This is a genomic window from Enterobacter sp. BNK-29 (assembly GCF_048684785.1).
Classification (GTDB): domain Bacteria; phylum Pseudomonadota; class Gammaproteobacteria; order Enterobacterales; family Enterobacteriaceae; genus Enterobacter; species Enterobacter cloacae_M.
In genome coordinates, this window is sequence record NZ_JBLQTU010000001.1 from 2,505,374 (window position 1) to 2,531,791 (window position 26,418).

Annotated in this window: 22 protein-coding genes; 11 read left to right on the forward strand and 11 right to left on the reverse strand. The window is 55.5% G+C overall.

The window, feature by feature from the left end; all coding sequences use genetic code 11:
• Positions 1 to 50: 50 nt before the first annotated feature.
• The 3 genes from ACMGGX_RS11990 to ACMGGX_RS12000 all read right to left on the reverse strand — a co-directional run bounded on the left by ACMGGX_RS11990 (position 51) and on the right by ACMGGX_RS12000 (position 3,008).
• Positions 51 to 1,016 (reverse strand): DMT family transporter, encoded by a 966-nt coding sequence (locus ACMGGX_RS11990; protein ID WP_420298400.1) that lies wholly within the window; start codon positions 1,014 to 1,016, stop codon positions 51 to 53.
• A gap of 75 nt (positions 1,017 to 1,091) precedes the next feature.
• Positions 1,092 to 1,916, reverse strand: coding sequence for an AraC family transcriptional regulator (locus ACMGGX_RS11995; RefSeq protein ID WP_348561916.1), 825 nt, complete (start codon positions 1,914 to 1,916; stop codon positions 1,092 to 1,094).
• Between the two features lie 48 nt (positions 1,917 to 1,964).
• On the reverse strand, positions 1,965 to 3,008 hold the full coding sequence (locus tag ACMGGX_RS12000) for a GlxA family transcriptional regulator (RefSeq protein ID WP_420298401.1): 1,044 nt from the start codon (positions 3,006 to 3,008) through the stop codon (positions 1,965 to 1,967).
• A gap of 620 nt (positions 3,009 to 3,628) precedes the next feature.
• On the opposite strand from ACMGGX_RS12000, the gene ACMGGX_RS12005 reads away from it, so the two are divergent.
• The gene (locus ACMGGX_RS12005; protein WP_275943078.1) at positions 3,629 to 5,083 is read left to right on the forward strand and encodes a beta-ketoacyl synthase; all 1,455 of its coding nucleotides are present in this window, start codon (positions 3,629 to 3,631) and stop codon (positions 5,081 to 5,083) included.
• 85 nt (positions 5,084 to 5,168) lie between these two features.
• Here the strand turns inward: ACMGGX_RS12005 and ACMGGX_RS12010 are convergent, their stop codons facing one another.
• Positions 5,169 to 6,017 (reverse strand): SDR family oxidoreductase, encoded by an 849-nt coding sequence (locus ACMGGX_RS12010; protein ID WP_047743012.1) that lies wholly within the window; start codon positions 6,015 to 6,017, stop codon positions 5,169 to 5,171.
• A gap of 84 nt (positions 6,018 to 6,101) precedes the next feature.
• Between ACMGGX_RS12010 and ACMGGX_RS12015 the strand changes: the two genes are divergently transcribed.
• Positions 6,102 to 6,488 carry a helix-turn-helix domain-containing protein gene (locus tag ACMGGX_RS12015; RefSeq protein ID WP_325760287.1) on the forward strand — a complete coding sequence of 129 codons (387 nt, stop codon included), beginning with the start codon at positions 6,102 to 6,104 and terminating at the stop codon, positions 6,486 to 6,488.
• A 478-nt stretch (positions 6,489 to 6,966) separates the two neighbouring features.
• Here the strand turns inward: ACMGGX_RS12015 and ACMGGX_RS12020 are convergent, their stop codons facing one another.
• Positions 6,967 to 8,910 carry a bifunctional 2',3'-cyclic-nucleotide 2'-phosphodiesterase/3'-nucleotidase gene (locus ACMGGX_RS12020; protein WP_420298402.1) on the reverse strand — a complete coding sequence of 648 codons (1,944 nt, stop codon included), beginning with the start codon at positions 8,908 to 8,910 and terminating at the stop codon, positions 6,967 to 6,969.
• Between the two features lie 190 nt (positions 8,911 to 9,100).
• Between ACMGGX_RS12020 and cysQ the strand changes: the two genes are divergently transcribed.
• Positions 9,101 to 9,841: a 3'(2'),5'-bisphosphate nucleotidase CysQ gene (gene cysQ, locus ACMGGX_RS12025; protein WP_202770978.1), complete on the forward strand. Its 741-nt coding sequence runs from the start codon at positions 9,101 to 9,103 to the stop codon at positions 9,839 to 9,841.
• Here cysQ and ACMGGX_RS12030 read toward each other — a convergent pair.
• Positions 9,835 to 10,392 carry a YtfJ family protein gene (locus ACMGGX_RS12030; protein WP_063440659.1) on the reverse strand — a complete coding sequence of 186 codons (558 nt, stop codon included), beginning with the start codon at positions 10,390 to 10,392 and terminating at the stop codon, positions 9,835 to 9,837. The genes cysQ and ACMGGX_RS12030 overlap by 7 nt on opposite strands.
• 323 nt (positions 10,393 to 10,715) lie before the next feature.
• Here ACMGGX_RS12030 and ACMGGX_RS12035 point away from each other — a divergent pair, with 323 nt between their 5' ends.
• Entirely contained in the window at positions 10,716 to 10,922 is a 207-nt protein-coding gene (locus ACMGGX_RS12035; RefSeq protein WP_008501430.1) for a DUF1107 domain-containing protein, read from the forward strand.
• Between the two features lie 71 nt (positions 10,923 to 10,993).
• On the opposite strand, the gene ACMGGX_RS12040 is transcribed toward ACMGGX_RS12035, so the two are convergent.
• Positions 10,994 to 12,331, reverse strand: coding sequence for a hemolysin family protein (locus ACMGGX_RS12040; RefSeq protein WP_420298403.1), 1,338 nt, complete (start codon positions 12,329 to 12,331; stop codon positions 10,994 to 10,996).
• Positions 12,332 to 12,584: 253 nt separating this feature from the next.
• Entirely contained in the window at positions 12,585 to 13,226 is a 642-nt protein-coding gene (msrA, locus tag ACMGGX_RS12045; RefSeq protein ID WP_023310171.1) for a peptide-methionine (S)-S-oxide reductase MsrA, read from the reverse strand.
• Between the two features lie 223 nt (positions 13,227 to 13,449).
• Here msrA and tamA point away from each other — a divergent pair, with 223 nt between their 5' ends.
• Genes tamA through ACMGGX_RS12060 form a run of 3 tightly spaced genes read left to right on the forward strand, consistent with a single transcriptional unit; the run spans position 13,450 to position 19,303 of the window.
• Positions 13,450 to 15,183: an autotransporter assembly complex protein TamA gene (gene tamA, locus ACMGGX_RS12050; protein ID WP_063440661.1), complete on the forward strand. Its 1,734-nt coding sequence runs from the start codon at positions 13,450 to 13,452 to the stop codon at positions 15,181 to 15,183.
• Entirely contained in the window at positions 15,180 to 18,956 is a 3,777-nt protein-coding gene (gene tamB, locus ACMGGX_RS12055; protein WP_420298404.1) for an autotransporter assembly complex protein TamB, read from the forward strand. The genes tamA and tamB overlap by 4 nt, the downstream gene beginning before the upstream one ends.
• 2 nt (positions 18,957 to 18,958) lie before the next feature.
• Complete coding sequence (locus ACMGGX_RS12060; RefSeq protein WP_014830431.1) at positions 18,959 to 19,303, forward strand: gamma-glutamylcyclotransferase family protein; 345 nt, start codon at positions 18,959 to 18,961, stop codon at positions 19,301 to 19,303.
• A 314-nt stretch (positions 19,304 to 19,617) separates the two neighbouring features.
• Here ACMGGX_RS12060 and ACMGGX_RS12065 read toward each other — a convergent pair whose 3' ends face one another.
• The 3 genes from ACMGGX_RS12065 to ppa form a co-directional block, all read right to left on the reverse strand.
• On the reverse strand, positions 19,618 to 20,088 hold the full coding sequence (locus ACMGGX_RS12065; RefSeq protein WP_032662462.1) for a hypothetical protein: 471 nt from the start codon (positions 20,086 to 20,088) through the stop codon (positions 19,618 to 19,620).
• Positions 20,085 to 20,669, reverse strand: a complete 585-nt coding sequence (locus ACMGGX_RS12070) for a hypothetical protein (RefSeq protein ID WP_023616970.1) — start codon at positions 20,667 to 20,669, stop codon at positions 20,085 to 20,087. Before ACMGGX_RS12070 ends, ACMGGX_RS12065 begins: the two co-directional genes overlap by 4 nt.
• Before the next feature lie 221 nt (positions 20,670 to 20,890).
• Entirely contained in the window at positions 20,891 to 21,421 is a 531-nt protein-coding gene (gene ppa / locus ACMGGX_RS12075) for an inorganic diphosphatase (RefSeq protein WP_010427397.1), read from the reverse strand.
• A gap of 309 nt (positions 21,422 to 21,730) precedes the next feature.
• Here ppa and ytfQ point away from each other — a divergent pair, with 309 nt between their 5' ends.
• The 4 genes from ytfQ to yjfF all read left to right on the forward strand — a co-directional run bounded on the left by ytfQ (position 21,731) and on the right by yjfF (position 26,346).
• Positions 21,731 to 22,687 (forward strand): galactofuranose ABC transporter substrate-binding protein YtfQ, encoded by a 957-nt coding sequence (gene ytfQ / locus ACMGGX_RS12080; protein ID WP_014882271.1) that lies wholly within the window; start codon positions 21,731 to 21,733, stop codon positions 22,685 to 22,687.
• A 132-nt stretch (positions 22,688 to 22,819) separates the two neighbouring features.
• Positions 22,820 to 24,322, forward strand: a complete 1,503-nt coding sequence (gene ytfR / locus ACMGGX_RS12085) for a galactofuranose ABC transporter, ATP-binding protein YtfR (RefSeq protein WP_420298405.1) — start codon at positions 22,820 to 22,822, stop codon at positions 24,320 to 24,322.
• A gap of 10 nt (positions 24,323 to 24,332) precedes the next feature.
• Positions 24,333 to 25,358, forward strand: a complete 1,026-nt coding sequence (ytfT, locus tag ACMGGX_RS12090; RefSeq protein ID WP_029741734.1) for a galactofuranose ABC transporter, ATP-binding protein YtfT — start codon at positions 24,333 to 24,335, stop codon at positions 25,356 to 25,358.
• Positions 25,345 to 26,346, forward strand: a complete 1,002-nt coding sequence (gene yjfF, locus ACMGGX_RS12095) for a galactofuranose ABC transporter, permease protein YjfF (RefSeq protein ID WP_023293434.1) — start codon at positions 25,345 to 25,347, stop codon at positions 26,344 to 26,346. Before ytfT ends, yjfF begins: the two co-directional genes overlap by 14 nt.
• Positions 26,347 to 26,418 lie beyond the last annotated feature (72 nt).

Genomic DNA, 26,418 nt, shown 5'->3' on the forward strand with positions numbered 1-26,418 from the left:
CGGGCCTACGGTTTAGTAGGCCCTGCAAGCGCAGCGCCGCCGGGCAATGCTCACATCTCCGACGCCGGAACGACACTCGGTTTTTCCGGCTTCGCTCTTACCGCCATCACCACTCCCACCACCAGCAGCGCGATCCCGCAGGCCGTAAATAGCGGCGGCACGCTCTGGCGCATCAGGAAGGTATAAAGCAGTCCGGCCAGGGTTTCGAAGACAATCAGCGGCCCTAAAATCACCGTTGGCAGCTTCTGGCTGGCAATGTTCCAGCACAGCGCGCCCACCCATGAGCAAAGCACCGCAATCGCCACCATCAGGCCGATAAACACCCAGGGTCTTGGCCCGAAGGGTTGGGCGAAGTCTGGCTGTTGATGGCCTAACCAGATGCACGCGCCGGCATAGCCCACCAGCGAGACGGGCAGCGTAACCAGCGCCTGCGCCGTCGCCCACATCATCGGATGCTTGTCAGGGTTCTCCCGCAGCCAGCGCGCGTTGCGCAGGGCATACCATGCCCAGCACGCCACGGAAATGAACGCCAGCACAATGCCAGAACCGTAACGCCACAGGTCAACATCCGCCTGCCCGTGACGCAGTTCGGCAATATTGACGCATACCAGCCCCACGGCGGTGCATACCAGCGCCGGCGCCATTTTTGACCACGCCAGTTTGCCATCGCGGTGGCTGTAGAGCAGGTTAGCAAAGACGGGGATAACGACCGGCAGCGTGCCGATAATCATGGTAGATACCGGCGCACCGGTACGCTGAATGGCACTCGCAAGGCAAACGTAGTAGATAAGATTGCCCATCATGGTCAGCGCCAGCGCGGTGCCCCAGTCCTGACGGCTGAGCTGACGCAAGCGCGCGCGTCCCAGCCACGCCAGGGGCAGGGCAATCAGCCCCAGCGCCAGATAACGCCCGGTCGACTGCAGTATTGCCGGATACTCGGGCACGATCAGCGGGCCGACAAAAATCAGCCCCCACATCAACCCGGCCAGCAGGGCATACAACACTCCACTAATCATTTTTCCATCCACAGGTATTTACGCTGCATGCAGTGTAAGAGGGGAAAATGCGCGCGTATTGTATGAGGTTGCGCATTAGCGCCGGGTGACCTGCTTCTGGTAGCGCACGGGGGTAATGCCGTAGCGGTGGGTAAACGCGCGGGTTAAATGAGACTGGTCCGTCAGCCCGGTCGCGGCTGCCACTTCGGCGGCGGGCATGCCGTGGGTGAGGAACGCTTTGGCGCGCCAGAGGCGAATGGCCATCAGCATCTGGTGCGGCGTAACGTGAAAATGGGCTTTGAACTGGCGCTGGAAATGGTACGGGCTGAGCGAAACGACGCTGGCCAGCTCGTCCAGCGTCAGGGCGCGCATATAGTTGTCGTGCAGATACTCGCGCACGCGTTCGAAGCGGTGTGCGCCTTCCTGAATCACAGGCGCGTGATGGGCCAGCGGCCGGAAGGTCTCAATCAGGTCCAGCAGTAATCCTTTTTGCGCAAGCGGATCGTCCGTGTGCCACAGGCCGTAAATCAGCCTGCCGATTTGCTGCGAGCGAAGCGGGTCATGGCGCGTGACATCGCTAAACCACCAGTGCCGGAGGCCGGTCACCTCTTCCAGCAGATCGGGTTCGATATAGACCATCCGGTAGCGCCAGCCGCCTTCGGTGGCGGATTCACCGGTATGGATCTCGTCCGGGTTCATGGTGACGACGGATTTTTCCGCCGCGAGATGCTGGATACCGCGATAGCGAAAGCGTTCGGCGCCGGTTTCAATCGTGCCGATCCCGAAGGCTTCATGGGTGTGAGGCTCAAAGGCGTAGTCAGAAATATGCGCGTGATAAAGCTCCAGGCCCGGCAGCTGCGCCAGATGGCGAAAGCGCGCGCTGTCTCTTTCATCATTAAACTGTTCCGGTACGCCTTGCACGTTGAGCCTCCTCGTGGTCATCTTTTCATTATCAGAGATGACCGCAGTTTATGCACTAAACATCTTTGCCCGGACGGTCTTACGGTAATCCCCCGGTGAAACCGTGGTTTTATGCTTAAACTGGCGATTAAAGTGCGCAATATCCTGATATCCAACCGCATTTGCAATCTCCTGAATACACAGGTTGGTGGATTGCAGCATTGTCATGGCGGATTCAATTCTGGTGGTTAATAAATACTGCAGAGGGGACATGTCGGTGGCATTTTTAAAGCGGCGATTAAAGTTGCGCAAACTCATGCCAGCCATATCTGCAAGATTCTGCATGGATATATCCGAGGCGCAGTTGGCTTTTATCCAGATTTGAATTTGAATAATATCTTCATCCGGATGGGGCTTGTTTTCTTCACTGTAACATTGGCGTTCAAACTGGCTACGAATTTCATGGAAAAATGTCCGTTGAGTATGTGTGGCTACACGTTTCCCGTATATTGTTTCTATAAAATGGATCGTCAGATCTGACAGAGCCTTAACGCTTGCGGCGCAGAAAATATTATCGGCCTGAGTGAGAAAATGCTTTGTCTGTAATTTTACGCTGGGGTAGTCGCGCGAGAATTGTTTGAAGTAGTGCCAGTGGGTGGTGGCGGGCTTTCCGTTGAGCAGTCCCGACTCCGCCAGAAAACAGCAGCCCGTTCCGACGGCGGCGATGCGGGTTCCTCGCGCGGCCTGCTCGGTCAGCCATTCCAGAAGTTCAGGCTGTTGTCTGACCACTGCGCGAGGATTGCGCCACAGGGCAGGAAGATAGATAACGTCATAGTGTTTGTCTTCGACAAGGGTGGTATCGGCGGTAATGCTAAAGCCACTGTGCGTCAAGATGGGCTCGCTGTTTATGCCAATGGTATTCACCTTCAGAATATTCTCCGGGCGACAGAGCCTGAAGGGTGACTTCTCCGGTTTGTGCGTGCCTGCGTGGGATGTTGTTTTTTGCTCAGCTAAATAGCTACTGGCTGCCGCTTTCCACATTTCAATCGGAAGACTGAGACCGGAACTTAGCATGCGTTCACATAACACAAATCCTATTTGTGTATTTGTCATTTTTGATTAATACCTGTTTTGACTATTATTTTTGGTAGCTCATCGTTGCCGTGGCCAAAAAAGTCAGCGTTTTGGCTGGATTTTCATATTAGCTTTTGTCGGTGATTTGTAAACTAATATCTGAAATTATCGCACTTACTTAATAAAATAAATCCACGACCACGAGAGAATAAATTATGGTGAAATTACCCGTAATAACGGCTTTTGGTGGCTATGGTCCAGCTGGTCGTAGTTCTTCACATCATGCATTTCGTCGAATGATTATTGAGTCATTATCGGAAGAGGAAAGGCAGGAAACATTATTATCGTTAGCCATTCTGATGGGCGTCCTTAAATATGATAAAGGTGGGTATTGCGATATTTACGGTAAAAGATTCACACCTGCTCAGGCCGCCGCGAGGATAAAAGACGAGGTGCTTGAGGGAACCCTTATCAGAAAAATTACGCGCGACTATTTTGATGTCGATGCTATTGCCAGCCATGCAAAATTGAATATGGTTTCAGGCGAAGAGGGATTCAGTTTTAATATATCTGCCAGGCAATTACCTCAACCCTTACCGGCGGGATGGCACGTTGAAGAATTAGCGGATCGGCGTGTCCGTATTACCGTTCAGGGAGAGATGGATTGCAAAATTGAGGCGTTGCTGCGCACGGAGGTTCAGGCAGCAGGGCTGTTGCCGCAGGGATTCCGCCCGGGCGACCATTACAATTCACAGTTCCATCCGCGGGCGTTGCAGATGGCGATTGTCGGGGCGTCAGACGCCATCAACGCCCTGGGGATCCCGTGGCGAGAGATACAGGCCAAAATCACGCCGGATCAGCTCGGCGTCTATTCGGGCAATATCATGGGGCAGCTCGACGATTATGGCTTTGGCGGAATGCTGCAGTCGCGCCTGAAAGGCCATCGCGTTAGCGCCAAACAGTGCCCGCTGGGCCTGAACAGCATGTGCGCCGATTTCCTCAATGCCTATGTGCTGGGTAGCGTCGGTCATACCAGCGCCACGCTGGGGGCGTGCGCCACGTTTCTGTATAACCTGAATGCGGCAGTCGAAGATATCAAAGCGGGGCGCATTCGCGTAGCCGTCGTTGGCAGCGCCGAAGCGCCGGTTACCTCAGAAGTGATTGAAGGCTTCGATGCCATGGGCGCCCTGGCAACACAGAGCAAGCTTAAGCACATTGATGAAACGGAAACGGCCGACTGGCGCAACAGCAGCCGCCCGTTTGGCAACAGCTGCGGTTTTGTTATCGCAGAATCCAGCCAGTATGTCGTGCTAATGGACGACGAGCTGGCGCTGCAGCTTGGCGCAGAGATCCACGGTTCGGTGGGGAATGTCTTCATCAACGCTGACGGCTTTAAACGTTCTATTGCGTCGCCGGGGCCGGGGAACTACATCACCATGGCGAAAGCCGTAGCCTCTGCGGTATCGATGGCCGGGATGGAGACGGTGCAGAAGGGATCGTTTATTCAGGCGCACGGATCAAGCACGCCGAAGAATTGCGTCTCCGAGGCGGATATTTTTGACCGCGTTGCGCAAGCCTTTTCGATTCGCGACTGGCCGGTGACGGCGGTGAAATCGTATCTCGGCCACTCTCTGGGGCCCGCCAGCGGCGACCAGCTGATCGGCTGCCTCGGCGTATTCCGCTATGGTATTTTGCCGGGAACGAAAAGCGTGTCCCACATCGCGCCGCAGGTGAACAATGCGCGCTTAACCATTCCTCTTCAGGACTGTAAATTAGAGGAAGGCCAGGGACAAATCGCTTTTATTAATTCAAAAGGCTTTGGCGGTAATAATGCCACGGGGGTGGTTTACTCGCCAAAGCTTACCCATCAATGGTTGCGCAAACGCTATGGGGACGCGGTGTTTGCGGATTATCAGCAGCGTAATCGGCAGGTGCGACGTCAGGCTAACGCGTACGACCAGGCGGCGTCGCAGGGTGAACTCAATGTCATTTATCTTTTCGGCCAGCAGGGGATAAATGAGGAAGATATTAAGATTGATATGAATGGCATCACCATTCCTGGATTTGAAAAACCGATAACGTACGCGACGGATAAAGAATACCCGGACTTTTAATCGTTATATCTGTTTTTATTATTAATAAATATGAGCGGGCCGGGTAAGGGAAATCACCCGGCCGCAGGAAAGAACGGTGATACCGTTACAGAATGGCTTTAATGCTCTGCGCCAGCGGCGTCGTTGCGCGCCCGATCAGTTTGCTCAACGTATGGCTATCGTCAAAGAGTCCCCCTTTGGACGCACCCACATCGGAGTCCGCCAGCATATCTGCCAGCCCGGCAGGCAGACCGACGCTTTTCAGCGCGGCGGCAAAATCCGCTTCACTGAGATTCTGATAGGCTACCGGCTTCCCGCTCTGTTTGCTGAGTTCAGCCGCCAGTTCGCTCAGCGTCCAGCCGTGGTCGCCCGCCAGTTCATAGACCTTGCCCGCGTGGCCCTCTTCAGCGATCACTTTCGCTGCCGCCGCGGCATAGTCTGCACGGGTGGCAGAGGCAATTTTGCCTTCGCCTGCCGCACCAATAAACACGCCGTGTTCCAGCGCAGGCGGCGCGCTCGCCAGGTAGTTTTCGGTATACCAGCCATTGCGCAGCAGGGCATAAGGAATGCCGGATGCCGCCAGCGCTTTTTCAGTGGCAACGTGTTCAACGTGCAGGCCCAGCGGGGAGTTGTCCGCATGCAGCAGGCTGGTGTAGGCGATAAATTTCACGCCAGCCGTTTTGGCGGCGTTAATTACGTTCTGGTGCTGGGTCGCGCGCTGGCCGACTTCGCTGGAAGAGATCAGCAGCAGCTTATCCACGCCGCTCAGCGCGGCGGTGAATGCGGCTTCATCCGTGTAGTCCGCCTGACGAACCACAATTCCCTGCTGGCTTAAGGCCTGCGCTTTCGCCGGGTTACGTACGATGGCCACAATCTGGCTGGCCGGTACGGTTTTCAGCAGCTGTTCGATAACGAGATGGCCAAGCTGGCCAGTAGCGCCGGTAATCGCGATCATGATGAATCTCCTTCGTGTTTGTCTGGTGTTGTGGCACACTAGCACCATAGCTAACTTTTAGTAAGTACGTACAAAAAGGTAAGTATGAAAACAACGATACCGACGCTCAGCGAACAAATGCGCGATGGCAATCTTTTCGCCGAACAGTGTCCTTCACGCGAGGTGCTCAAACACGTGACTAGCCGCTGGGGCGTCCTGATTCTGCTGGCCCTGCGCCAGGGTACGCATCGCTTTAGCGATCTGCGCCGTAAAATGGGCGGGGTGAGCGAAAAGATGCTGTCGCAGTCACTCCAGGCGCTGGAGCTGGACGGGTTTGTCGATCGCGTGTCGTATCCGGTGGTGCCGCCGCACGTTGAGTATAGTCTGACGCAGATGGGAATTGAGGTCAGCGAGAAGGTCGCCGCGCTGGCGGACTGGATTGAGGTGAATACGCCGAAGGTGATGGCGAATCGGGACGATCGTGCGGCCTGATGTCTTCACCCTGACCTAAGGCCAGCGTGGGCGACCCCCTCTCCCTTGAGGGAGAGGGTTGGGGTGAGGGGGAACATACGGCTGTGGAGGTCATTCCGTTCACTTTATGTTCCTTGCTACTCTGTAACGACATGACCGGTGAACGTGCCAGGGTGGCTCAATCGCCACCACCCTGGCGACCCGGGCTCCCGGTGGTAAATCGCCGCTTCGCGGTGCCCTCAGCTTATTCCTTCAGGCTATCGGGTCGGGCATGAGCCTGCATCCCTGCAGGCCACACCCTCTCGGCGCATCCCTGCGCCTCGCCCCGGCCTTGCGGAAACGCTTCGGCGATTTACAGCCGGACCAGGGTGTCGCTGCAATTCATTAATTTTTCTGAAGACAAACTCATCGCTTCGAGTTGGAAAATTACTGAGGATCCCTCTCCCACAGGGAGAGGGAACGAACACCAAAAACGGCAACGCATGTTGCCGTTTTGTTTTTACTTACTCAAATCCACCTGATAAATCGCGAACCCGATATCATCCGTCGCGACCTTCTTCATCGGATACTGGGCTTTATCCTTGATAAACGCGGCTGCCTTATCGGACGGCGATGTTTCGAAGCGGATATCCAGTTTCGTATCGCTGTGGATCGGCGCGAGACGCCAGTTGTTGTCCACTGCCGGATGAATTTCGCCCGCCTTCTTCGACTCCGCGCTGATCCACGCCGCCAGCACCGAGCGGTTCTCGTCCGGCGAGGCAAAGGCGATGTGGCTATCTCCCGTACCGGCAAACTTACCGCCATAGGCGCGGTAGTTATTGGTCACGACCAGGAAGGTGGCATTCGTGTCGATCGCCTTGCCGTTGAAGGTCAGGTTTTTGATGCGCTCCGCCTGCGGGTTGATCGCCCGACACTCGCCGTCATATTTCGCCGGCTGGGTGACGTCAATCTGGTAGTTTACGCCGTCGATCACGTCGAAGTTATAGGTACGGAAGCCGTCCCAGTTAATCAGCGACTGCGGCTTACTGCTGTGCGGGTCAATCTGGTTAAACTGTCCGGCAGAGCACTCCAGCCACTCTTTCACCTCCTGGCCCGTCGCTTTTACCACCACCAGCGTGTTCGGGTAGAGGTAGAGATCGGCGGCGTTACGGAAGGTCAGCTGGCCCTTTTCGACTTCAACATAGCTTGCCGGGTCGTTCTTACGCCCGCCCACCTTGAATGGCGCAGCCGCTGACAGAACCGGCAGTTTTGCCAGATCCGGATCGCCCTGCACAAAGTGTTCGGCATAGGCTTTCTGCGCCATGTTGACGACCTGAACGGTCGGGTCGTCCTGCACCAGCGCCAGGAAGCTGTACATGTTGTCGGCGGATTTGCCGATCGGCTTGCTGACAAATTCGCGCGTGGCGTCGTGATCGTGCTTCAGCACGTCGACCAGTTTTTTATCTTCCGCCGCCAGAGATTTTTTAGCCGCAGCGTCGTAAATCGGGCGCGCTTCGGCTTTTGACTGCGTCACCTTCCAGCTGCCGTCGTCGTTGTTCAGCACCAGATCCACCACGCCAAGATGGTCGCCCCACATGCCCGGCATCACCGACGGCACGCCGTTGAGCGTCCCTTTCTCAATGTCTGCCCCTTTGATGCTGGCGAAATCTTTTCCCGGGAAGACCGCGTGGGCGTGGCCGAACAGGATCGCGTCGATGCCCGGAACTTCACTCAGATAGTAAACGGAGTTTTCTGCCATGGCCTGATACGGATCGGCGGAGAGACCCGAGTGGGCGACAACGACCACCAGATCGGCGCCTTTTTCGCGCATTTCCGGCACGTATTTCCGCGCGGTTTCGGTGATGTCTTTAACGGTCACTTTGCCGTCGAGGTTGGCTTTATCCCACGTCATGATCTGCGGCGGCACAAAGCCGATATAGCCGATTTTCAGCGTCTGTTTTTTACCGTCCTGGTCGACGAGGTTGGTCTCTTTAATCAGGTAAGGGGTAAAGAGCGGCTTTTGCGTCTTAACGTCGATGATATTGGCGTTAACGTACGGGAATTTCGCACCGGCGAGCGCATCGTGCAGGTATGTCAGACCGTAGTTGAATTCGTGGTTACCGAGGTTGCCGACGGTGTAATCCAGGGTGTTCATCGCTTTATAAACAGGATGGATCTCGCCTTTTTTCAGCCCCCTGGTCGCCATGTAATCCCCGAGCGGACTGCCCTGAATCAGATCGCCATTGTCGACCAGCACGCTGTTTTTCACTTCGCCACGTGCCGCATCGATCAGGCTTGCCGTGCGTACCAGGCCGAATTTTTCCGTCGGGGTATCTTTGTAGTAATCGAAGTCCATCATGTTGCTGTGCAGATCGGTCGTTTCCAGAATACGCAGATCTACCGTCGCCGCCTGCGCGCTCGCTGCAATCAGCGTCGCCAGAAGCGTTGCACTAAACTTAATCATCAGAGGAGTCCTTTTTTCGATGCGGAGCACAAAAGAGTATGTATCTATAGCTTGTTGCTTACAGAAATGTGAATCCTGACAGAAAAAAGTAACCTGAAACCGGAATTGCTTCACAGATAGCGGAATTGTTCACATTACGATATAACTAAAACAAAGAGTTAACCTCACTGCGTTAACAAAGAGGTGGAAAATGCTAGATAAAATTTGTCAGCTCGCACGGGATGCGGGAGATGCCATCATGCAGGTATATGACGGCAGTAAACCTATGGAGGTGGTCAGCAAAGCCGACGACTCTCCGGTCACGGCGGCGGATATCGCGGCGCATAAGGTGATCCTGAAAGGGTTACAGACCTTAACGCCGGACATCCCCGTTCTGTCAGAAGAAGCGCCGCAAAGCTGGGACGAGCGCCAGCACTGGCAGCGTTACTGGCTGGTCGATCCGCTGGACGGGACAAAAGAGTTCATCAAGCGCAACGGTGAATTCACCGTCAATATCGCCCTGATTGAGAAGGGCAAAGCGGTGCTGGGCGTGGTCTACGCGCCGGTAATGAAGGTGATGTACAGCGCTGCAGAAGGGAAGGCGTGGAAGGAAGAGTGCGGCGTGCGCAAGCAGATCCAGGTGCGCGATGCGCGTCCACCGCTGGTGGTGATTAGCCGCTCGCACAGCGACAGCGAACTGCAGGAGTACCTGCAGCAGCTGGGTGAACACCAAACCACCTCGATTGGCTCATCGCTGAAATTCTGCCTGGTGGCGGAAGGCCACGCGCAGCTCTACCCTCGCTTTGGGCCAACCAACGTCTGGGATACCGCGGCAGGTCATGCCGTTGCCGCGGCCGCCGGGGCGCATGTTCATGACTGGCAGGGCAAGCCGCTGGACTATACCCCGCGTGAATCCTTCCTCAACCCCGGCTTCCGCGTCTCTATCTACTGAGCCAGCAGCTTATGCAGCAGGTCGACAACCTGCTGCACCTCTTCCTGGGTTAACGCGCCGTCTTTCGCCCACTGTACGCGGCCCTCTTTATCCAGCACGATAATCGCGGAGCTCTCTTCCTCCAGCTGCCAGGCCTTACGGGTTACGCCGTTGCTGTCGACGATAAACTGCGACCACGGGTAGAGCTTTTTATTGCTCTCAAGGCTTGAGCGCACAAACATTCCGGAGCCCGGAATGGCGTCGTCGGTGTTAACAATGGTGGTCGTCTGGTAGCGGTCGTGAGGGAATTTTGCGGTCTTGATCGCTTCCACCAGGTTGGCATTTTTCTCTTTTGCGGATGTACGACCGGCAATATGTTGTACAACTCTCACTTTGCCCGCGAGCTGCGCGCTATTCCAGGGTTTGTAGCTAAACTTATCATTGTCGAGAATCAATTCTCCCCGGTCAGCAATGCCGACTGGCGGTACACGTTGTCCTTTTTCAATGTTGTGAGCGGAAGCCCACAGAGGCAGCAGCAGGCAGGCTGCTGCAAGGATATTACGTAGGGTCATGGCGTTTCCTTATTGTTTGCAGGTGATCCGACCACTTGGTCTTGCGCTTTAATCATAAGTGCGATCAATGTGGTTTTCCCGCAATCCCGATGCCAGTTTGCGGGCGAACGCACATATCCATGAAAAAACGACGGCTTATACTGCGCCTGGTCACGCTTTGCAAAGATTATTCTGAATAATTGTAATCAAACGGTAAATAAACTTATGCACACTGGGTAACACCGTAGTTCTGGTCTATAGTCATTGGGCATTAAAATTTGCGCTCAGGACAGTCGGGCCGATTGTGGCACCGCAAGAGCGTATGATTCGCAGGAGATACAAGAATGAAAATTTTCCAACGCTACAACCCGCTTCAGGTGGCGAAGTACGTGAAGATCCTGTTCCGTGGACGGTTGTATATCAAGGATGTTGGCGCTTTTGAGTTTGATAAGGGCAAGATCCTTGTCCCAAAAGTGAAGGACAAACAGCACCTGTCTGTGATGTCCGAAGTCAACCGTCAGGTTATGCGTCTGCAGACTGAGATGGCTTAACCAACGTGCTATGCAGTAGTTAAAAAAACGGCTCCCAATGGGAGCCGTTGATGTTTGTAGGGGCTAGTACTTTACGCCGACACCTTCTCTTCCGCGTCCGGCAGCTTCGGTACCAGTACGGTCGGTTTATTATCGATGCGCGTCACCAGCAGCTGGTCGATGCGGTAGTTATCAATATCCACTACTTCAAACTTGTAGCCGGAGAACTTCACCGAGTCGGTACGTTTCGGGATCTTACGCAGCATAAACATCATAAAGCCGCCAATGGTCTCGTAGTTACCGGACTGCGGGAACTCGTCGATATCCAGCACGCGCATTACGTCTTCAATCGGCGTGCCGCCATCAATCAGCCATGAATTATCGTCACGCTGAACAATCTGCTCTTCCAGCCCCTGGCCAACCAGGTCGCCCATCAGCGTGGTCATCACGTCGTTCAGGGTGATAATACCCACCACCAGCGCGTATTCGTTCATGATAACCGCAAAGTCTTCCCCGGCGGTTTTGAAACTTTCCAGCGCTTCTGAGAGCGTCAGAGTGTCCGGCACAATCAGGGTGTTGCGGATCTGCACGCCGCTGTTAAGCGCCAGGCTCTGGTTTGCCAGCACGCGGTTCAGCAGGTCTTTGGAGTCGACGTAACCGATGATGTGGTCAATATCTTCATTACAGACCAGGAACTTAGAGTGCGGATGCTGCGCCACTTTGTTCTTCAGGCTCTGCTCGTCTTCATGTAAATCGAACCAGATAATGCTTTCACGGCCCGTCATGGAAGACGGTACGGTACGGGATTCCAGTTCGAACACGTTCTCAATCAGCTCGTGCTCTTGCTTGCGCAGCACCCCGGCCAGCGCGCCGGCTTCTACTACCGCATAGATGTCGTCAGAGGTGATGTCGTCTTTACGCACCATAGGCAGCTTAAAGATGCGGAAAATCACGTTCGCCAGGCCGTTGAAGAACCACACCAGCGGACGAAACACGTACAGACAGAAGCGCATCGGGTTGATGATACGCAAAGCCACAGCTTCTGGCGCAATCATACCGATGCGTTTCGGGGTCAGGTCTGCAAAGAGGATGAACAGGCCGGTTACCAGCGAGAAGGAGAGGATAAAGCTGAGCTGTTCGGCCAGTTCAATGGACATGTACTTAACAAACAGACTATAAAACGCCGGGGAAAACGCCGCATCACCCACGATACCGCCGAGAATGGCGACCGCGTTGAGGCCAATCTGCACCACGGTGAAGAACATCCCGGGGTTTTCCTGCATTTTCAGGATGCGGGTGGCATTGATGTTGCCTTCATCGGCAAGCAGCTTCAGTTTGATTTTACGGGACGCGGCCAGCGAGATCTCAGATATCGAGAAAAACGCGCTGACGGCAATCAGACAAAGTATTACTAAAATACTGTTTAACATAGTTTATCCGGCTTTTCGCCAGATCCTCAGAAGGGGAGTTGATACCATTTGTGTGAAAACACATTGAAAATCAGCTCGTAGCGTTGAGCCGATTATTTCAGCGGGTAGTATAGCGTAAAGAGATGTAAATCTGCCAGAGGTCACAATTTGGCGAAGATGGCCGGCGGGGGCGGCTGGTGGATGGATGTTAAGCTATGAGACAACGCTGTCACTTCTTTGAGCGCCACGCGGCTCGCGTGGCGCTGGGTAGGTATCAGGCCAGCTGTGGCGGCAGGCAGACGCCAATGCCCCCGATACCGCAGTAGCCGTACGGGTTTTTATGCAGATACTGCTGGTGATCGTCCTCGGCATAGTAGAACGGTTTCGCGGTGGTGATTTCCGTCGTCACCTCGCGCGTATCGCCCGCTTCACGCATGGCCTGCTGGAAACGCTCAAGGCTGGCGCGCGCGGCGGCATCCTGCTCCGGAGTGAGCGGATAAATAGCCGAACGGTACTGTGTGCCGTGGTCGTTGCCCTGACGCATGCCCTGCGCCGGGTCGTGGTTCTCCCAGAAGACCTGCAGCAGCTGTTCGTAGCTGATTACCGCAGGGTCATAGACCACGCGCACCGCTTCCGCATGCCCGGTTTCGCCGGAGCAGACTTCGCGATAGGTAGGGTTCGGCGTGTAGCCGCCCGTGTAGCCAGCCGCCGTGCTGTAAACGCCGGGCAGCTGCCAGAAGAGGCGCTCAACGCCCCAGAAACAGCCCATGGCGAACAGGGCGATTTCCATTCCCTCCGGCACGTTGGTCATGGAATGGTTATTGACGGCGTGTAAGGTCGCCACGGGCATAGGGGTGTTGCGTCCCGGTAATGCATCAGCTTGTGAAACCAGATGCTTTTTGTCGAATAAACTCACGATGGGGCCTCCCGGGGTGCGATGTTTCAGTTAAGGTTGTCACGAAGCGTTTAATTGAACACAATAAATGCGCTGAATCAGTCTAGATTTAATCATAAGAAATATTTGGGTGTTACACCCATTTTCAACCCGCGATTCGGGTTTTTGGCTACAGGCCGTATTTTGCCGCGGAGCGGTACTTCATTTGCTTCCAGGGTGGAAACAGGGATATTCAGGAGAAAACGTGACAAAAATCCGCCAGTTATGTTTAGTCAGTGTGTTGCTGACAAGCGGGATTGCCAGCGCGGCGAATGTCCGTTTGCAGGTTGAGGGGTTATCCGGGGCGCTACAAAAAAACGTGCGTGCGCAGTTGTCGACCATCCAGAGTGATGAGGTGACGCCGGACCGGCGTTTTCGCGCGCGCGTGGATGACGCCATCCGTGAAGGGCTGAAAGCGCTGGGGTATTACGAACCCACCATTGATTTTGACCTCCGTCCGCCGCCAAAGAAGGGGCGCCAGGTCCTTATTGCCCGCGTTTCGCCGGGCGAGCCGGTACTGATTGGTGGTACGAACGTCATCCTGCGCGGCGGAGCGCGTACCGACCGGGATTACCTGGACCTGCTCAGCACGCGGCCGAAAATCGGTACCGTGCTTAACCACGGTGACTACGACCATTTCAAAAAAGAGCTGACGAACGTTTCCCTGCGTAAGGGCTACTTCGACAGCCAGTTCAATAAAAGCCAGCTGGGGATTGCGCTGGATCGGCGTCAGGCCTTCTGGGATATCGACTACGACAGCGGAGAACGCTACCGCTTTGGCGACGTCACGTTTGAAGGTTCGCAAATTCGTGAAGAGTACCTGCAAAACCTCGTGCCGTTCAAAAAAGGGGATTACTACCAGTCGAGGGACCTGGCGGAACTGAACCGTCGTCTTTCCGCTACCGGCTGGTTTAACTCCGTGGTTGTCGCACCGGAATTTGATAAGTCTCGCAAAACGAAGGTGTTGCCGCTGCATGGCGTTGTTTCGCCGCGCACCGAGAACACCATTGAGACCGGTGTTGGCTACTCGACGGATGTTGGACCACGCGTGAGAACCTCGTGGAAAAAGCCGTGGATGAACTCGTACGGTCACAGCCTGACCACCAGCCTGAGCCTCTCTGCGCCCGAGCAGCAGCTGGATTTCAGCTACAAAATGCCGCTGCTGAAAAATCCGCTTGAGCAATATTACCTTGTGCAGGGCGGTTTTAAGCGCACCGACTTGAACGACACCAAGCAGGACTCTACGACGCTTGCGGTCTCCCGCTTCTGGGATCTCTCCAGCGGCTGGCAGCGCGCCATCAACCTGCGCTGGAGCCTGGACCACTTTACCCAGGCCAATGTTACCAATACCACCATGCTGCTTTATCCGGGCGTGATGATCAGCCGTACCCGCTCGCGCGGGGGGCTGATGCCTACCTGGGGCGACTCGCAGCGCTACTCCATTGATTATTCCAACTCCGCCTGGGGCTCCGACGTGGACTTCTCCGTCCTGCAGGCGCAAAACGTCTGGATCCGCACGCTGTATGACAAACACCGCTTTGTGATGCGCGGCAATCTCGGCTGGATTGAAACGGGAGACTTCGAGCGCGTTCCGCCGGATCTGCGCTTCTTTGCCGGGGGCGACCGCAGCATTCGTGGGTATAAGTACAAATCGATCTCACCTGAGAACGAAAAGGGCCAGCTGACCGGTGCGTCAAAACTGGCGACCGGATCGCTGGAGTATCAGTACAACGTCAGCGGAAAGTGGTGGGGCGCCATGTTTGTTGACGGCGGGGAAGCGGTGAACGATATCCGCCGCAGCGACTTTAAAACCGGCGCGGGCGTGGGCGTACGCTGGCAGTCACCCGTCGGGCCCATCAAGCTCGACTTCGCCGTGCCTGTCGGCGACAAAGAAGAACACGGATTACAGTTTTACATCGGTCTGGGGCCTGAATTATGAGTTTATGGAAGAAAATAAGCCTCGGGGTGCTGATTTTTATCGTGCTGCTGCTCGGTACGGTGGCGTTTCTGGTGGGAACGACGACCGGGCTGCATCTGCTTTTTAACGCTGCGAACCGCTGGGTGCCGGGGCTGGAGATTGGCCAGGTAACGGGCGGCTGGCGCGATCTGCGTCTGAAGAACATCCGCTACGAGCAGCCGGGCGTGGCGGTGAACGCCGGGGAGTTCCACCTGGCGGTGAAGCTGGGCTGCCTGCGTGACAGCAAGCTCTGCGTCAACGATCTGTCGCTTAAAGACGTCAACGTGGCGATAGATTCAAAAAAAATGCCGAAGTCTGCTCCGGTCGAAGAGGAGGACAGCGGCCCGCTGAATCTCTCCACGCCGTACCCGATCGCGCTCTATCGGGTCGCGCTCGATAACGTCAATATCAAAATCGACGACACCACCGTGTCCGTGATGGATTTCACCTCCGGCCTGCGCTGGCAGGAGAAAAACCTCACCCTGACGCCGACGTCCCTGCAGGGCTTGCTGATCGCGCTGCCGAAGGTGGCCGACGTGGCGCAGGAAGAGATCGTCGAGCCGAAGATCCAGAACCCGCAGCCGGAAGAAAAGCCGCTGGGCGAAACGCTGAAAGATCTCTTCTCGAAGCCTGTCCTGCCGGAAATGACCGACGTTCATCTGCCGCTGAACCTTAATATCGAGGAGTTCAAAGGCGAGCAGCTGCGCCTGACCGGCGATACCGATCTGACGGTCTACACCATGCTGCTGAAAGTCAGCAGCATTGACGGCAATATGAAGCTCGACGCGCTGGATATCGACACCAATCAGGGCTCGGTGAATGCGTCGGGGAATGCCCTGCTGCGCGACAACTGGCCGGTGGACATTACGCTTAACAGTGCCCTCAACATCGATCCGCTAAAAGGCGAAAAGGTGAAGGTCAAAGTGGGCGGGGCGCTGCGCGATAAGCTGGACGTCGGGGTGAATCTCTCCGGCCCGGTGGACATGGTCCTGCGCGCGCAAACGCAGCTGGCGGAAGCCGGGCTGCCGCTCAATCTTGAGGTTGTCAGCAAGCAGCTTTCCTGGCCGTTCACCGGCGAAAAGCAGTTCCAGGCCGATGACCTGAAGCTGAAGCTGAGCGGCAAGATGACCGACTACACGCTCTCGTTCCGCACCGCGGTGAAGGGGCAGGGCGTGCCGCCCGCTAACATCGCGCTGGATGCGAAGGGCAACGAACAGCAGGTCAACCTCGACAAGCTGACCGTCGCTGCGCTGGAAGGTAAAACCGAGCTGACCGCGCTGCTCGACTGGCAGCAGGCGATCAGCTGGCGCGGCGAGCTGAAGCTGACGGGCATTAACACCGCCAAAGAGGTGCCGGACTGGCCGTCGAAGCTGGATGGCCTGATTAAAACCCGCGGCAGCCTGTACGGCGGTACGTGGCAGATGGACGTACCGGAAATTAAGCTCACCGGGAACGTGAAGCAGAACAAGGTTAACGTTGAAGGCTCGGTGAAAGGCAACAGCTATCTGCAGTGGGTTATCCCGGGGCTGCACGTGGCGCTGGGCCGCAACACGGCGGATATCAAAGGCGAGCTGGGGGTGAAGGATCTCAATCTGGACGCCACCATCGATGCGCCGAATCTCGACAACGCCCTGCCGGGTCTGGGCGGCACGGCGAAAGGTCTCGTGAAAGTGCGCGGTACGGTGGAGGCGCCGCAGCTGCTGGCGGACATTACCGCCAATAACCTGCGCTGGCAGGAGCTGAGCGTTGCCCGCGTCCGCGTGGAAGGGGATGTGAAATCTACCGATCAGATAGGCGGTAGCCTGAACCTGCGCGTGGAGCGTATTTCTCAGCCGGACGTGAACATTAACCTGGTCACCCTGGACGCCAAAGGGAACGAGAAGCAGCACGACCTCCAGCTGCGCGTGCAGGGCGAGCCGGTCTCCGGCCAGCTTCACCTCACCGGCAGCTTCGACCGCAAGGAAGAACGCTGGAAAGGGACGCTGGACAACACCCGCTTCAATACGCCGGTCGGGCCGCTGGCGCTCTCGCGATCCATTGCCCTCGACTACCGCAACGCCGAGCAGAAGATCAGCATTGGGCCACACTGCTGGACCAACCCGAATGCGGAGCTGTGCGTGCCGCAGACCATCGATGCGGGTGCGGAAGGGCGCGCGCAGATCAACCTCAACCGTTTCGATCTGGCGATGCTGAAGCCGTTTATGCCGGACACAACCCAGGCCAGCGGCGTCTTCAGCGGGAAGGCCGATGTGGCCTGGGACACCACCAAAGAGGGGCTGCCGCAGGGCAGCGTCACGCTGTCCGGGCGTAACGTGAAGGTGACGCAGGAGGTCAACGACGCGCCGCTGCCGGTGGCGTTCGACACCCTGAACCTGAGTGCTGACCTGCATAACAATCGCGCACAGCTGGGGTGGACGATCCGCCTGACCAACAACGGTCAGCTGGACGGGCAGGTCCAGATTACCGATCCGCAGGGACGGCGTAATCTGGGCGGCAACGTCAACATCCGTAACTTCAACCTGGCGATGGTGAACCCGATTTTCGCGCGCGGGGAAAAAGCGGAGGGCATGCTGAACGCTAACCTGCGCCTGGCCGGTAACGTGCAAAGCCCGCAGCTGTTCGGTCAGCTGCGCCTCAGCGGCGTGGATATCGACGGTAACTTCATGCCGTTCGATATGCAGCCCAGCCAGATTGCGATGAACTTCAACGGCATGAGCTCGACGCTGAGCGGCTCGGTATTGACGCAGCAAGGGCAAATCAACCTGAGCGGCGACGCTGACTGGAGCCAGATCGATAACTGGCGCGCTCGTATTGCCGCGAAGGGGAGCAAGGTGCGCATCACCGTACCGCCGATGGTGCGCCTGGACGTTTCGCCTGATGTGGTCTTTGAAGCCACGCCAAGCCTCTTCACGCTTGACGGGCGCGTCGACGTGCCGTGGGCGCGCATCGTGGTTCACGACGTGCCGGAAAGCGCGGTCGGCGTCTCAAGTGATGAAGTTATGCTCAATGAAAATCTGAAACCTGTCGAACAGAAGAGCGCTGGCATACCGATTAATAGTAACCTTATCGTGCAAGTGGGGAATAACGTGCGGTTGGATGCGTTTGGGCTGAAGGCGAGGCTCACGGGCGACCTGAAAGTGGCGCAGGATAAACAAGGGCTTGGCCTGAACGGGCAGATCACTATTCCTGAAGGGCGTTTCCACGCCTATGGTCAGGATCTGATTGTGCGCAAAGGCGAGCTGCTGTTCTCCGGTCCACCGGATCAGCCCCTGTTGAACATCGAAGCGATTCGTAACCCGGAAGCGACGGAAAACGACGTCATTGCTGGCGTTCGCGTCACCGGTTCTGCCGACGAGCCGAAGGCGGAGATCTTCTCTGACCCGGCGATGTCGCAGCAGGAAGCTCTTTCTTATCTGCTGCGTGGACAAGGTCTGGACAGCGGACAAAGCGACAGTGCGGCGATGACCTCGATGTTAGTGGGTCTGGGGGTTGCACAAAGTGGGCAGGTTGTGGGTAAAATCGGCGAGACGTTCGGCGTAAGCAATCTGGCGCTGGACACCCAGGGCGTGGGTGACTCCTCGCAGGTGGTGGTCAGCGGCTATGTACTGCCGGGTCTGCAGGTAAAATATGGTGTGGGGATCTTTGACTCACTGGCAACTCTCACGTTACGCTATCGCCTGATGCCCAAGCTATATCTGGAAGCAGTGTCCGGCGTAGACCAGGCACTTGATCTGCTCTATCAGTTTGAGTTTTAGCAATGCGAATATTTGTCTACGGCAGTTTACGAACCAAGCAAGGCAACAGTCACTGGATGACCAATGCCCTGCTGCTGGGGAATTACAATATCGAGAACTACCAGTTGTACAGCCTGGGCCACTATCCAGGCGCGGTTCCGGGCGAAGGAACAGTACAGGGTGAAGTCTATCGTATTGATAACGCGACGCTTGCCGAACTTGATGCCTTGCGCACCAGGGGCGGTGAATACGCACGCCAGTTGATCCAGACGCCGTACGGAAGTGCGTGGATGTATGTCTACCAGCGTCCGGTCGAAGGGTTAACGCGGATTGTAAGCGGTAACTGGTTAGACAGAGACCAGTACTGAAAAAAACAACGCCACCGTGAGGTGGCGTTGTTTTTTTATTCCTTCAACTCTCTTCTGTATCCCGGCGTCGGGTTAAAAACAGAGGAACGAACAGCATGATGTACGGGGCAATAAGCCATAAAAAACACAAGGCGCGTGAACGGCCATAGTAGTTTATGCACCGCGTATTGCTTGAAATGATGGGCAGGAAAAACAGTAAAAACAGTGGAATCACATAATCGCTTCGATAAGGGATCCATAAGTAAAACAAAAACCAGGCAAGCTGGAATGTCATGATGCAGAGATACTGCCATTTACTGTCTTTACCGTAACAGTCAAACGCCTTTATGTAGCCCATCTTTATGCTTTGAAGAAAGAAACTTAGCATGTATAACGCTCACGATCGCGACGGTCAGGAGTGTGCTCATCAGCAACGCCCCTAAAAAATAGCTGTGGGTGATATCAGTAGCACCCGAGCCTAAAGTATGCAATTTACTATAACCTCTATCTACTGCAACAAAAAGCGTATATAGCCCTATGTTAATAAAGAATTGCAGAAGACAAGAAAAGAAGATATTTCTGGGAATTGTTTTTAATAGAGTGAGTAACGCATAAATAATGCTTGATGATAGCGCGAAGTAAAGTCCGTTAAGTAAACCTGATAGTAATGCGCTATTTATTTGACTGAATATTAAATGATCGCTTCCATAGTACCATGACAGATATTCAACATAAGTACTTCTGCCAAAGACAAAGGAGGCAATAATAAGGACGAATAGGCTTATGACATGGCTTTTCTTACTCATAATTTTGCTCCCTTAGATAGCAGCTCCTTCATCGTTTTACTGGCTTCTAGCTGATCTTTGATTATGGCAAGGTCACGAGTATTGTGGTTATATTTTGCAATAGCGGTTGGTGTACCCTTACCACCATTATCCATAAAGAAGACTATATCCTTACGACCATAAAGAAGGACTTGTGGGATGGGATCACGCCCATAACTCACCGCCTGTGGAAGGGAGTGGATAGACTCTGTCGTGAGGAAGCGAGGAATATTTTCATGCTCAATATTACCTAAAGGCGTGGTGGCAACAAGGGAGCCGATAAAATCGGTCGTATACACTAACGCATCTGTATCCTTGGTCGTTACTTTTGAACCCGTAATATATTTTATCTGTTGCCAAAGGGTAATATCTTTAGGGGTAACCTTAACACCATCCATAAACATATCCTGCTTGCGTTTTAGCTGAATGACAGTACGGTGCACCTGTGTCAAAGAGGGGCTGATTTCCCCAATAGAAGGCATAAAACCATCGCGGGAATACAACCGTTCAATGATAAAATAAATTCCAGTTGGGCGGGCAACATCAATGTTAATGGATGACATATGAATCCTGTAATGAATGGGGATTAATGATCATCATGACAGTATGTTGTGAACAGCCAGTCTATTCAACCACTCCCACTATAAATGATAGGGGTCTTTTTTGTTTTTAATATTCAAAACAAAAGGAATGGGATTATTCTTAAAAATTAAGTTTGTACTACTCTCAACCAGGGAAATAAAAAAGCCCCGACTCGCGGGGCCTTCATTAACAGCAGTAAGAATTACTTCTTAGCAGCGCGTTCGAAAGAGGCGATGATCTCTGCTTTCGCTGCTTCTGCGTTGTCCCAGCCGTCAACTTTAACCCACTTGCCTTTTTCGAGGTCTTTGTAGTGCTCGAAGAAGTGAGTGATCTGCGCTTTCAGCAGCTCTGGCAGGTCGTTCACATCTTTGATGTGATCGTATTCTTTGCTCAGCTTGGTGTGCGGTACCGCAACCAGCTTCGCATCTTCACCGGATTCGTCGGTCATTTTCAGCACGCCAACTGGACGGCAGCGAATGACGGAGCCTGGCTCCAGTGGGTATGGCGTTGGGACCAGCACGTCAACCGGGTCACCGTCCAGAGACAGGGTGTGGTTGATGTAACCGTAGTTGCACGGATAGAACATCGCGGTAGACATGAAACGGTCTACGAACAGGGCGCCGCTCTCTTTGTCCACTTCGTATTTGATCGGATCTGCGTTAGCCGGGATTTCGATAACTACGTAGATGTCTTCTGGCAGTTCTTTACCCGCTGGGACGTTGAGTAAGCTCATGTCGGTGTCCTTTAAAATGGATGGTAAACAAGTGGCAGGTATTATAGCCAACTCGCGCTGAATGTCTCCGCCTGTTTTCGCTTTCTCTCCCCGCTTTCTCCACTTTTCAGACCCTTTTCATGACAGAAAAATCCATAAACTCAGCCGCATTTTTCATGGTGAAATGAAAGCGATTACAAACTTGTGATTAACGTTTTATTCACTTTTCTGAAGTGTGATGTAACGCAATTCGTTACATATTTCATGGGCTATAGTCATTTCGCAGAACATCTTTTAACCAACAATAAACACCCCTACGAGGACGCTCATATGTGGAAGCGCTTACTTCTTGTCACAGCAGTTTCGGCAGCCATGTCGTCTATGGCGATGGCCGCTCCCTTAACCGTAGGTTTTTCGCAGGTCGGCTCTGAATCTGGCTGGCGAGCGGCAGAAACCAACGTTGCCAAAAGCGAGGCTCAGAAACGCGGCATTACCCTGAAAATCGCCGATGGTCAGCAAAAACAAGAGAATCAGATTAAAGCCGTGCGCTCCTTTATCGCCCAGGGCGTGGATGCCATCTTTATTGCACCCGTCGTGGCGACCGGCTGGGAACCCGTCCTGAAGGAAGCGAAAGACGCTGAGATCCCGGTCTTCCTGCTCGACCGTTCCATCGACGTCAAAGACAAATCCCTCTATATGACCACCGTGACCGCCAACAACGTGCTGGAAGGGCAATTGATTGGCGACTGGCTGGTGAAACAGGTCGACGGCAAGCCGTGTAACGTCGTTGAGCTGCAGGGCACCGTCGGCGCGAGCGTGGCCATCGACCGTAAAAAAGGCTTTGCTGAGGCCATCGCTAAAGCGCCAAACATCAAGATTATCCGCTCTCAGTCCGGCGACTTTACGCGCAGTAAAGGTAAAGAGGTCATGGAGAGCTTCATCAAGGCTGAAAACAACGGAAAGAACATCTGCATGGTTTACGCCCACAACGATGACATGGTGATCGGTGCGATTCAGGCGATTAAAGAAGCGGGCCTGAAGCCGGGCAAAGATATCCTCACCGGCTCTATCGACGGCGTGCCGGACATCTACAAAGCGATGATCGACGGCGAAGCCAACGCCAGCGTGGAGCTGACGCCAAACATGGCGGGTCCGGCATTCGACGCGCTGGAGAAATTCAAGAAAGACGGCACGATGCCTGAGAAGGTGACGGTCACCAAGTCCACGCTCTACCTGCCTGACACGGCGAAAGAAGAGTTAGAGAAGAAGAAAAATATGGGCTACTAAGACCCGCGCCCCTCACCCCAGCCCTCTCCCCGGAGGGGAGAGGGAGAAAGGCAGGGCGGAGCTGGATATTAACAATTGGCACGAATAGTCCCCTCTCCCCTCCGGGGAGAGGGTCAGGGTGAGGGGGAAACCATGACCACTGAACAACACCAGGAAATCCTCCGCACAGAGGGCTTAAGCAAATTCTTCCCCGGCGTAAAGGCGCTGGATAACGTTGATTTCAGCCTGCGGCGCGGTGAGATCATGGCGCTGCTGGGCGAGAACGGCGCGGGAAAATCGACGCTGATTAAATCCCTCACCGGGGTTTATCACGCCGATCGCGGCACCATCTGGCTGGAAGGCAACGCCATTTCGCCGAAAAATACCGCCCATGCCCAGCAGCTGGGGATCGGGACGGTGTACCAGGAAGTGAACCTGCTGCCGAATATGTCGGTGGCGGATAATCTGTTTATTGGCCGTGAGCCGCGACGTTTTGGCCTGCTGCGCCGCAAAGAGATGGAGGCGCGGGCGACAAAGCTGATGGAATCGTACGGCTTCTCCCTCGACGTCCGCGAGCCGCTGAACCGCTTTTCCGTGGCGATGCAGCAGATCGTCGCCATCTGTCGCGCGATCGATCTCTCTGCAAAAGTGCTGATCCTCGACGAACCCACCGCCAGCCTAGACACCCAGGAAGTGGAGATGCTCTTTACCCTGATGCGCCAGCTGCGCGATCAGGGCGTCAGCCTGATCTTCGTTACCCACTTCCTCGATCAGGTATATGAGGTAAGCGATCGCATCACGGTGCTGCGCAACGGCAGCTTTGTCGGCTGCCGCGAAACCCGCGAGCTGCCGCAGATCGAACTGGTGAAAATGATGCTGGGCCGCGAGCTGGAAACCAACGCCCTTCAGCGCGCCGGGCGTACGTTGCTGAGCGAGAAACCGGTCGCCGCGTTCAGCGATTACGGCAAGAAAGGGGTGATATCGCCGTTTAATCTGGAAGTCCGCCCGGGCGAAATTGTCGGGCTGGCGGGCCTGCTGGGATCCGGCCGGACCGAAACTGCCGAGGTGATATTCGGGATCAAACCTGCCGACAGCGGCACGGCGCTGATCAAGGGCAAACCGCAATCCTTACGATCGCCGCATCAGGCCTCCTGCCTGGGCGTCGGCTTCTGCCCGGAAGATCGGAAAACGGACGGTATTATTGCCGCGGCCTCGGTGAGGGAAAATATCATCCTGGCGCTGCAGGCCCAGCGCGGCTGGCTGCGTCCGATCCCCCGTAAAGAGCAAAACGCCATCGCCGAGCGCTTTATCCGTCAGTTGGGTATTCGTACCCCGAGCGCGGAACAGCCTATTGAGTTCCTCTCCGGCGGTAACCAGCAGAAGGTTCTCCTCTCCCGCTGGCTGCTGACCAAACCCCAGTTCCTGATCCTCGATGAACCAACCCGCGGCATTGACGTGGGGGCGCACGCCGAAATTATCCGGCTTATCGAAACCCTGTGCGCGGACGGTCTGGCGCTGCTGGTTATTTCGTCCGAGCTGGAGGAGCTGGTGGGATATGCCGATCGCGTCATCATCATGCGCGATCGCAAACAGGTGGCAGAGATCCCGCTGGATAAGCTGTCCGTTCCGGCGATCATGAATGCCATCGCGGCATAAGGAGTAAATCGTGATGCCCCGTTCGCTTTCGCAAACCGGTGAGTCAAAGCGCCGATTCAGCTGGCCAACCGGCACGCCGCAAATCGCAGCGCTGCTGGTGGTTCTGCTGGTTGATAGCCTGGTCGCGCCGCATTTCTTCCAGATTATCGTGCAGGATGGTCGCCTGTTTGGCAGCCCGATAGACATTCTAAACCGTGCCGCGCCGGTGGCGCTGCTGGCTATCGGGATGACGCTGGTCATCGCTACCGGCGGGATTGACCTCTCCGTCGGCGCGGTGATGGCCATCGCCGGGGCCACGGCAGCTTCCATGACCGTGTCCGGACACAGCCTGCCGGTGGTACTGCTGGCGGCCTTAGGCACCGGCGTGCTGGCCGGATTATGGAACGGCATTCTGGTGGCGGTGCTGAAAATTCAGCCCTTTGTCGCCACCCTTATCTTAATGGTGGCCGGGCGCGGCGTGGCGCAGCTGATTACCTCCGGGCAGATAGTCACCTTTAACTCCCCGAGCCTGGCGTGGATCGGGAGCGGCAACCTTCTGTTCTTCCCGACGCCGGTGATCGTTGCCCTGGTCACGCTCATTGTCTTCTGGCTTTTCACCCGAAAAACGGCGCTGGGCATGTTCATTGAAGCCGTCGGGATCAACATCCGCGCCGCGCGCAACGCCGGGGTCAACACCCGCCTGATGGTGATGCTGACCTACGTGCTGAGCGGCGTCTGCGCCGCCATCGCCGGGGTCATCGTCGCGGCGGATATTCGCGGGGCCGATGCCAACAACGCGGGACTCTGGCTGGAGCTGGACGCGATCCTCGCGGTGGTGATCGGCGGCGGGTCGCTGATGGGCGGGCGCTTTAACCTGCTGCTCTCGGTGATTGGTGCGCTGATTATTCAGGGAATGAACACCGGGATCCTGCTTTCGGGGTTTCAGCCGGAACTCAACCAGGTGGTGAAAGCGGTGGTCGTGCTTTGCGTGCTGATCGTCCAGTCGCCGCGCTTTGTCAGCATCATTAAGGGGATCCGTGGCCATGATAAAACGTAATTTACCGTTGATGATCACGCTGGGCGTGTTTGTGCTGGGGTATCTCTACTGCCTCACCCAATTCCCCGGTTTTGCCTCGACGCGCGTGATCTGCAATATCCTGACCGATAACGCCTTTTTAGGTATCATCGCTGTCGGGATGACCTTTGTGATCCTCTCCGGCGGGATCGATCTCTCCGTCGGGTCGGTGATCGCGTTCACGGGCGTGTTCCTCGCGAAGGCGATCGGCTTCTGGGGGATCTCTCCGCTGGTGGCGTTTCCGCTGGTGCTGGCGATGGGCTGCGCGTTCGGCGCCTTTATGGGGCTGCTGATCGACGCGTTAAAAATCCCGGCGTTTATCATTACCCTCGCGGGAATGTTCTTCCTGCGCGGGGTGAGCTATCTGGTCTCGGAAGAGTCGATTCCGATCAACCATCCGGTGTACGACACGCTCTCCAGCCTGGCGTGGAAAATTCCCGGCGGCGGCCGCCTGAGCGCGATGGGGCTGCTGATGCTGGGCGTGGTGGTGATTGGCATCTTCCTCGCCCACCGTACCCGGTTTGGCAATCAGGTTTACGCCATCGGCGGTAACGCCACGTCGGCAAACCTGATGGGGATCTCCACCCGCAGCACCACCATCCGCATCTATATGCTCTCGACCGGCCTGGCGACGCTGGCGGGTATCGTCTTCTCGGTGTATACCCAGGCGGGCTATGCCCTTGCAGGCGTGGGCGTTGAGCTGGATGCGATTGCTTCTGTGGTTATCGGCGGCACGCTGCTGAGCGGTGGGGTCGGTACGGTGCTGGGAACGCTGTTCGGCGTGGCTATCCAGGGGCTGATACAAACCTATATCAACTTTGACGGCACGCTCAGCTCCTGGTGGACGAAGATCGCCATCGGCATATTGCTGTTTATCTTTATTGCCCTGCAGCGCGGTCTTACGGTGCTCTGGGAGAACCGCCAAAGCTCACCTGTTACCCGCGTAAACACATCGGTAACAGAGCGATAACACGCTGAATTTGCTTAAAGTCTAAACATTTTCCGGTAGCGGCCGATACTCTTTTTTTATGCCCAGAAATAT

What these genes read in the sequence shown, in the direction of transcription:
- ACMGGX_RS11990 (WP_420298400.1), bottom strand. Translation starts at nt 1,016, where the DNA reads ATGATTAGTGGAGTGTTGTATGCCCTGCTGGCCGGGTTGATGTGGGGG.
- ACMGGX_RS12000 (WP_420298401.1), bottom strand. Translation starts at nt 3,008, where the DNA reads ATGACAAATACACAAATAGGATTTGTGTTATGTGAACGCATGCTAAGT.
- ACMGGX_RS12005 (WP_275943078.1), top strand. Translation starts at nt 3,629, where the DNA reads ATGGATTGCAAAATTGAGGCGTTGCTGCGCACGGAGGTTCAGGCAGCA.
- ACMGGX_RS12010 (WP_047743012.1), bottom strand. Translation starts at nt 6,017, where the DNA reads ATGATCGCGATTACCGGCGCTACTGGCCAGCTTGGCCATCTCGTTATC.
- ACMGGX_RS12015 (WP_325760287.1), top strand. Translation starts at nt 6,102, where the DNA reads ATGAAAACAACGATACCGACGCTCAGCGAACAAATGCGCGATGGCAAT.
- ACMGGX_RS12020 (WP_420298402.1), bottom strand. Translation starts at nt 8,910, where the DNA reads ATGATTAAGTTTAGTGCAACGCTTCTGGCGACGCTGATTGCAGCGAGC.
- cysQ (WP_202770978.1), top strand. Translation starts at nt 9,101, where the DNA reads ATGCTAGATAAAATTTGTCAGCTCGCACGGGATGCGGGAGATGCCATC.
- ACMGGX_RS12030 (WP_063440659.1), bottom strand. Translation starts at nt 10,392, where the DNA reads ATGACCCTACGTAATATCCTTGCAGCAGCCTGCCTGCTGCTGCCTCTG.
- ACMGGX_RS12035 (WP_008501430.1), top strand. Translation starts at nt 10,716, where the DNA reads ATGAAAATTTTCCAACGCTACAACCCGCTTCAGGTGGCGAAGTACGTG.
- ACMGGX_RS12040 (WP_420298403.1), bottom strand. Translation starts at nt 12,331, where the DNA reads ATGTTAAACAGTATTTTAGTAATACTTTGTCTGATTGCCGTCAGCGCG.
- tamB (WP_420298404.1), top strand. Translation starts at nt 15,180, where the DNA reads ATGAGTTTATGGAAGAAAATAAGCCTCGGGGTGCTGATTTTTATCGTG.
- ACMGGX_RS12060 (WP_014830431.1), top strand. Translation starts at nt 18,959, where the DNA reads ATGCGAATATTTGTCTACGGCAGTTTACGAACCAAGCAAGGCAACAGT.
- ACMGGX_RS12065 (WP_032662462.1), bottom strand. Translation starts at nt 20,088, where the DNA reads ATGAGTAAGAAAAGCCATGTCATAAGCCTATTCGTCCTTATTATTGCC.
- ACMGGX_RS12070 (WP_023616970.1), bottom strand. Translation starts at nt 20,669, where the DNA reads ATGTCATCCATTAACATTGATGTTGCCCGCCCAACTGGAATTTATTTT.
- ppa (WP_010427397.1), bottom strand. Translation starts at nt 21,421, where the DNA reads ATGAGCTTACTCAACGTCCCAGCGGGTAAAGAACTGCCAGAAGACATC.
- ytfQ (WP_014882271.1), top strand. Translation starts at nt 21,731, where the DNA reads ATGTGGAAGCGCTTACTTCTTGTCACAGCAGTTTCGGCAGCCATGTCG.
- ytfR (WP_420298405.1), top strand. Translation starts at nt 22,820, where the DNA reads ATGACCACTGAACAACACCAGGAAATCCTCCGCACAGAGGGCTTAAGC.
- yjfF (WP_023293434.1), top strand. Translation starts at nt 25,345, where the DNA reads ATGATAAAACGTAATTTACCGTTGATGATCACGCTGGGCGTGTTTGTG.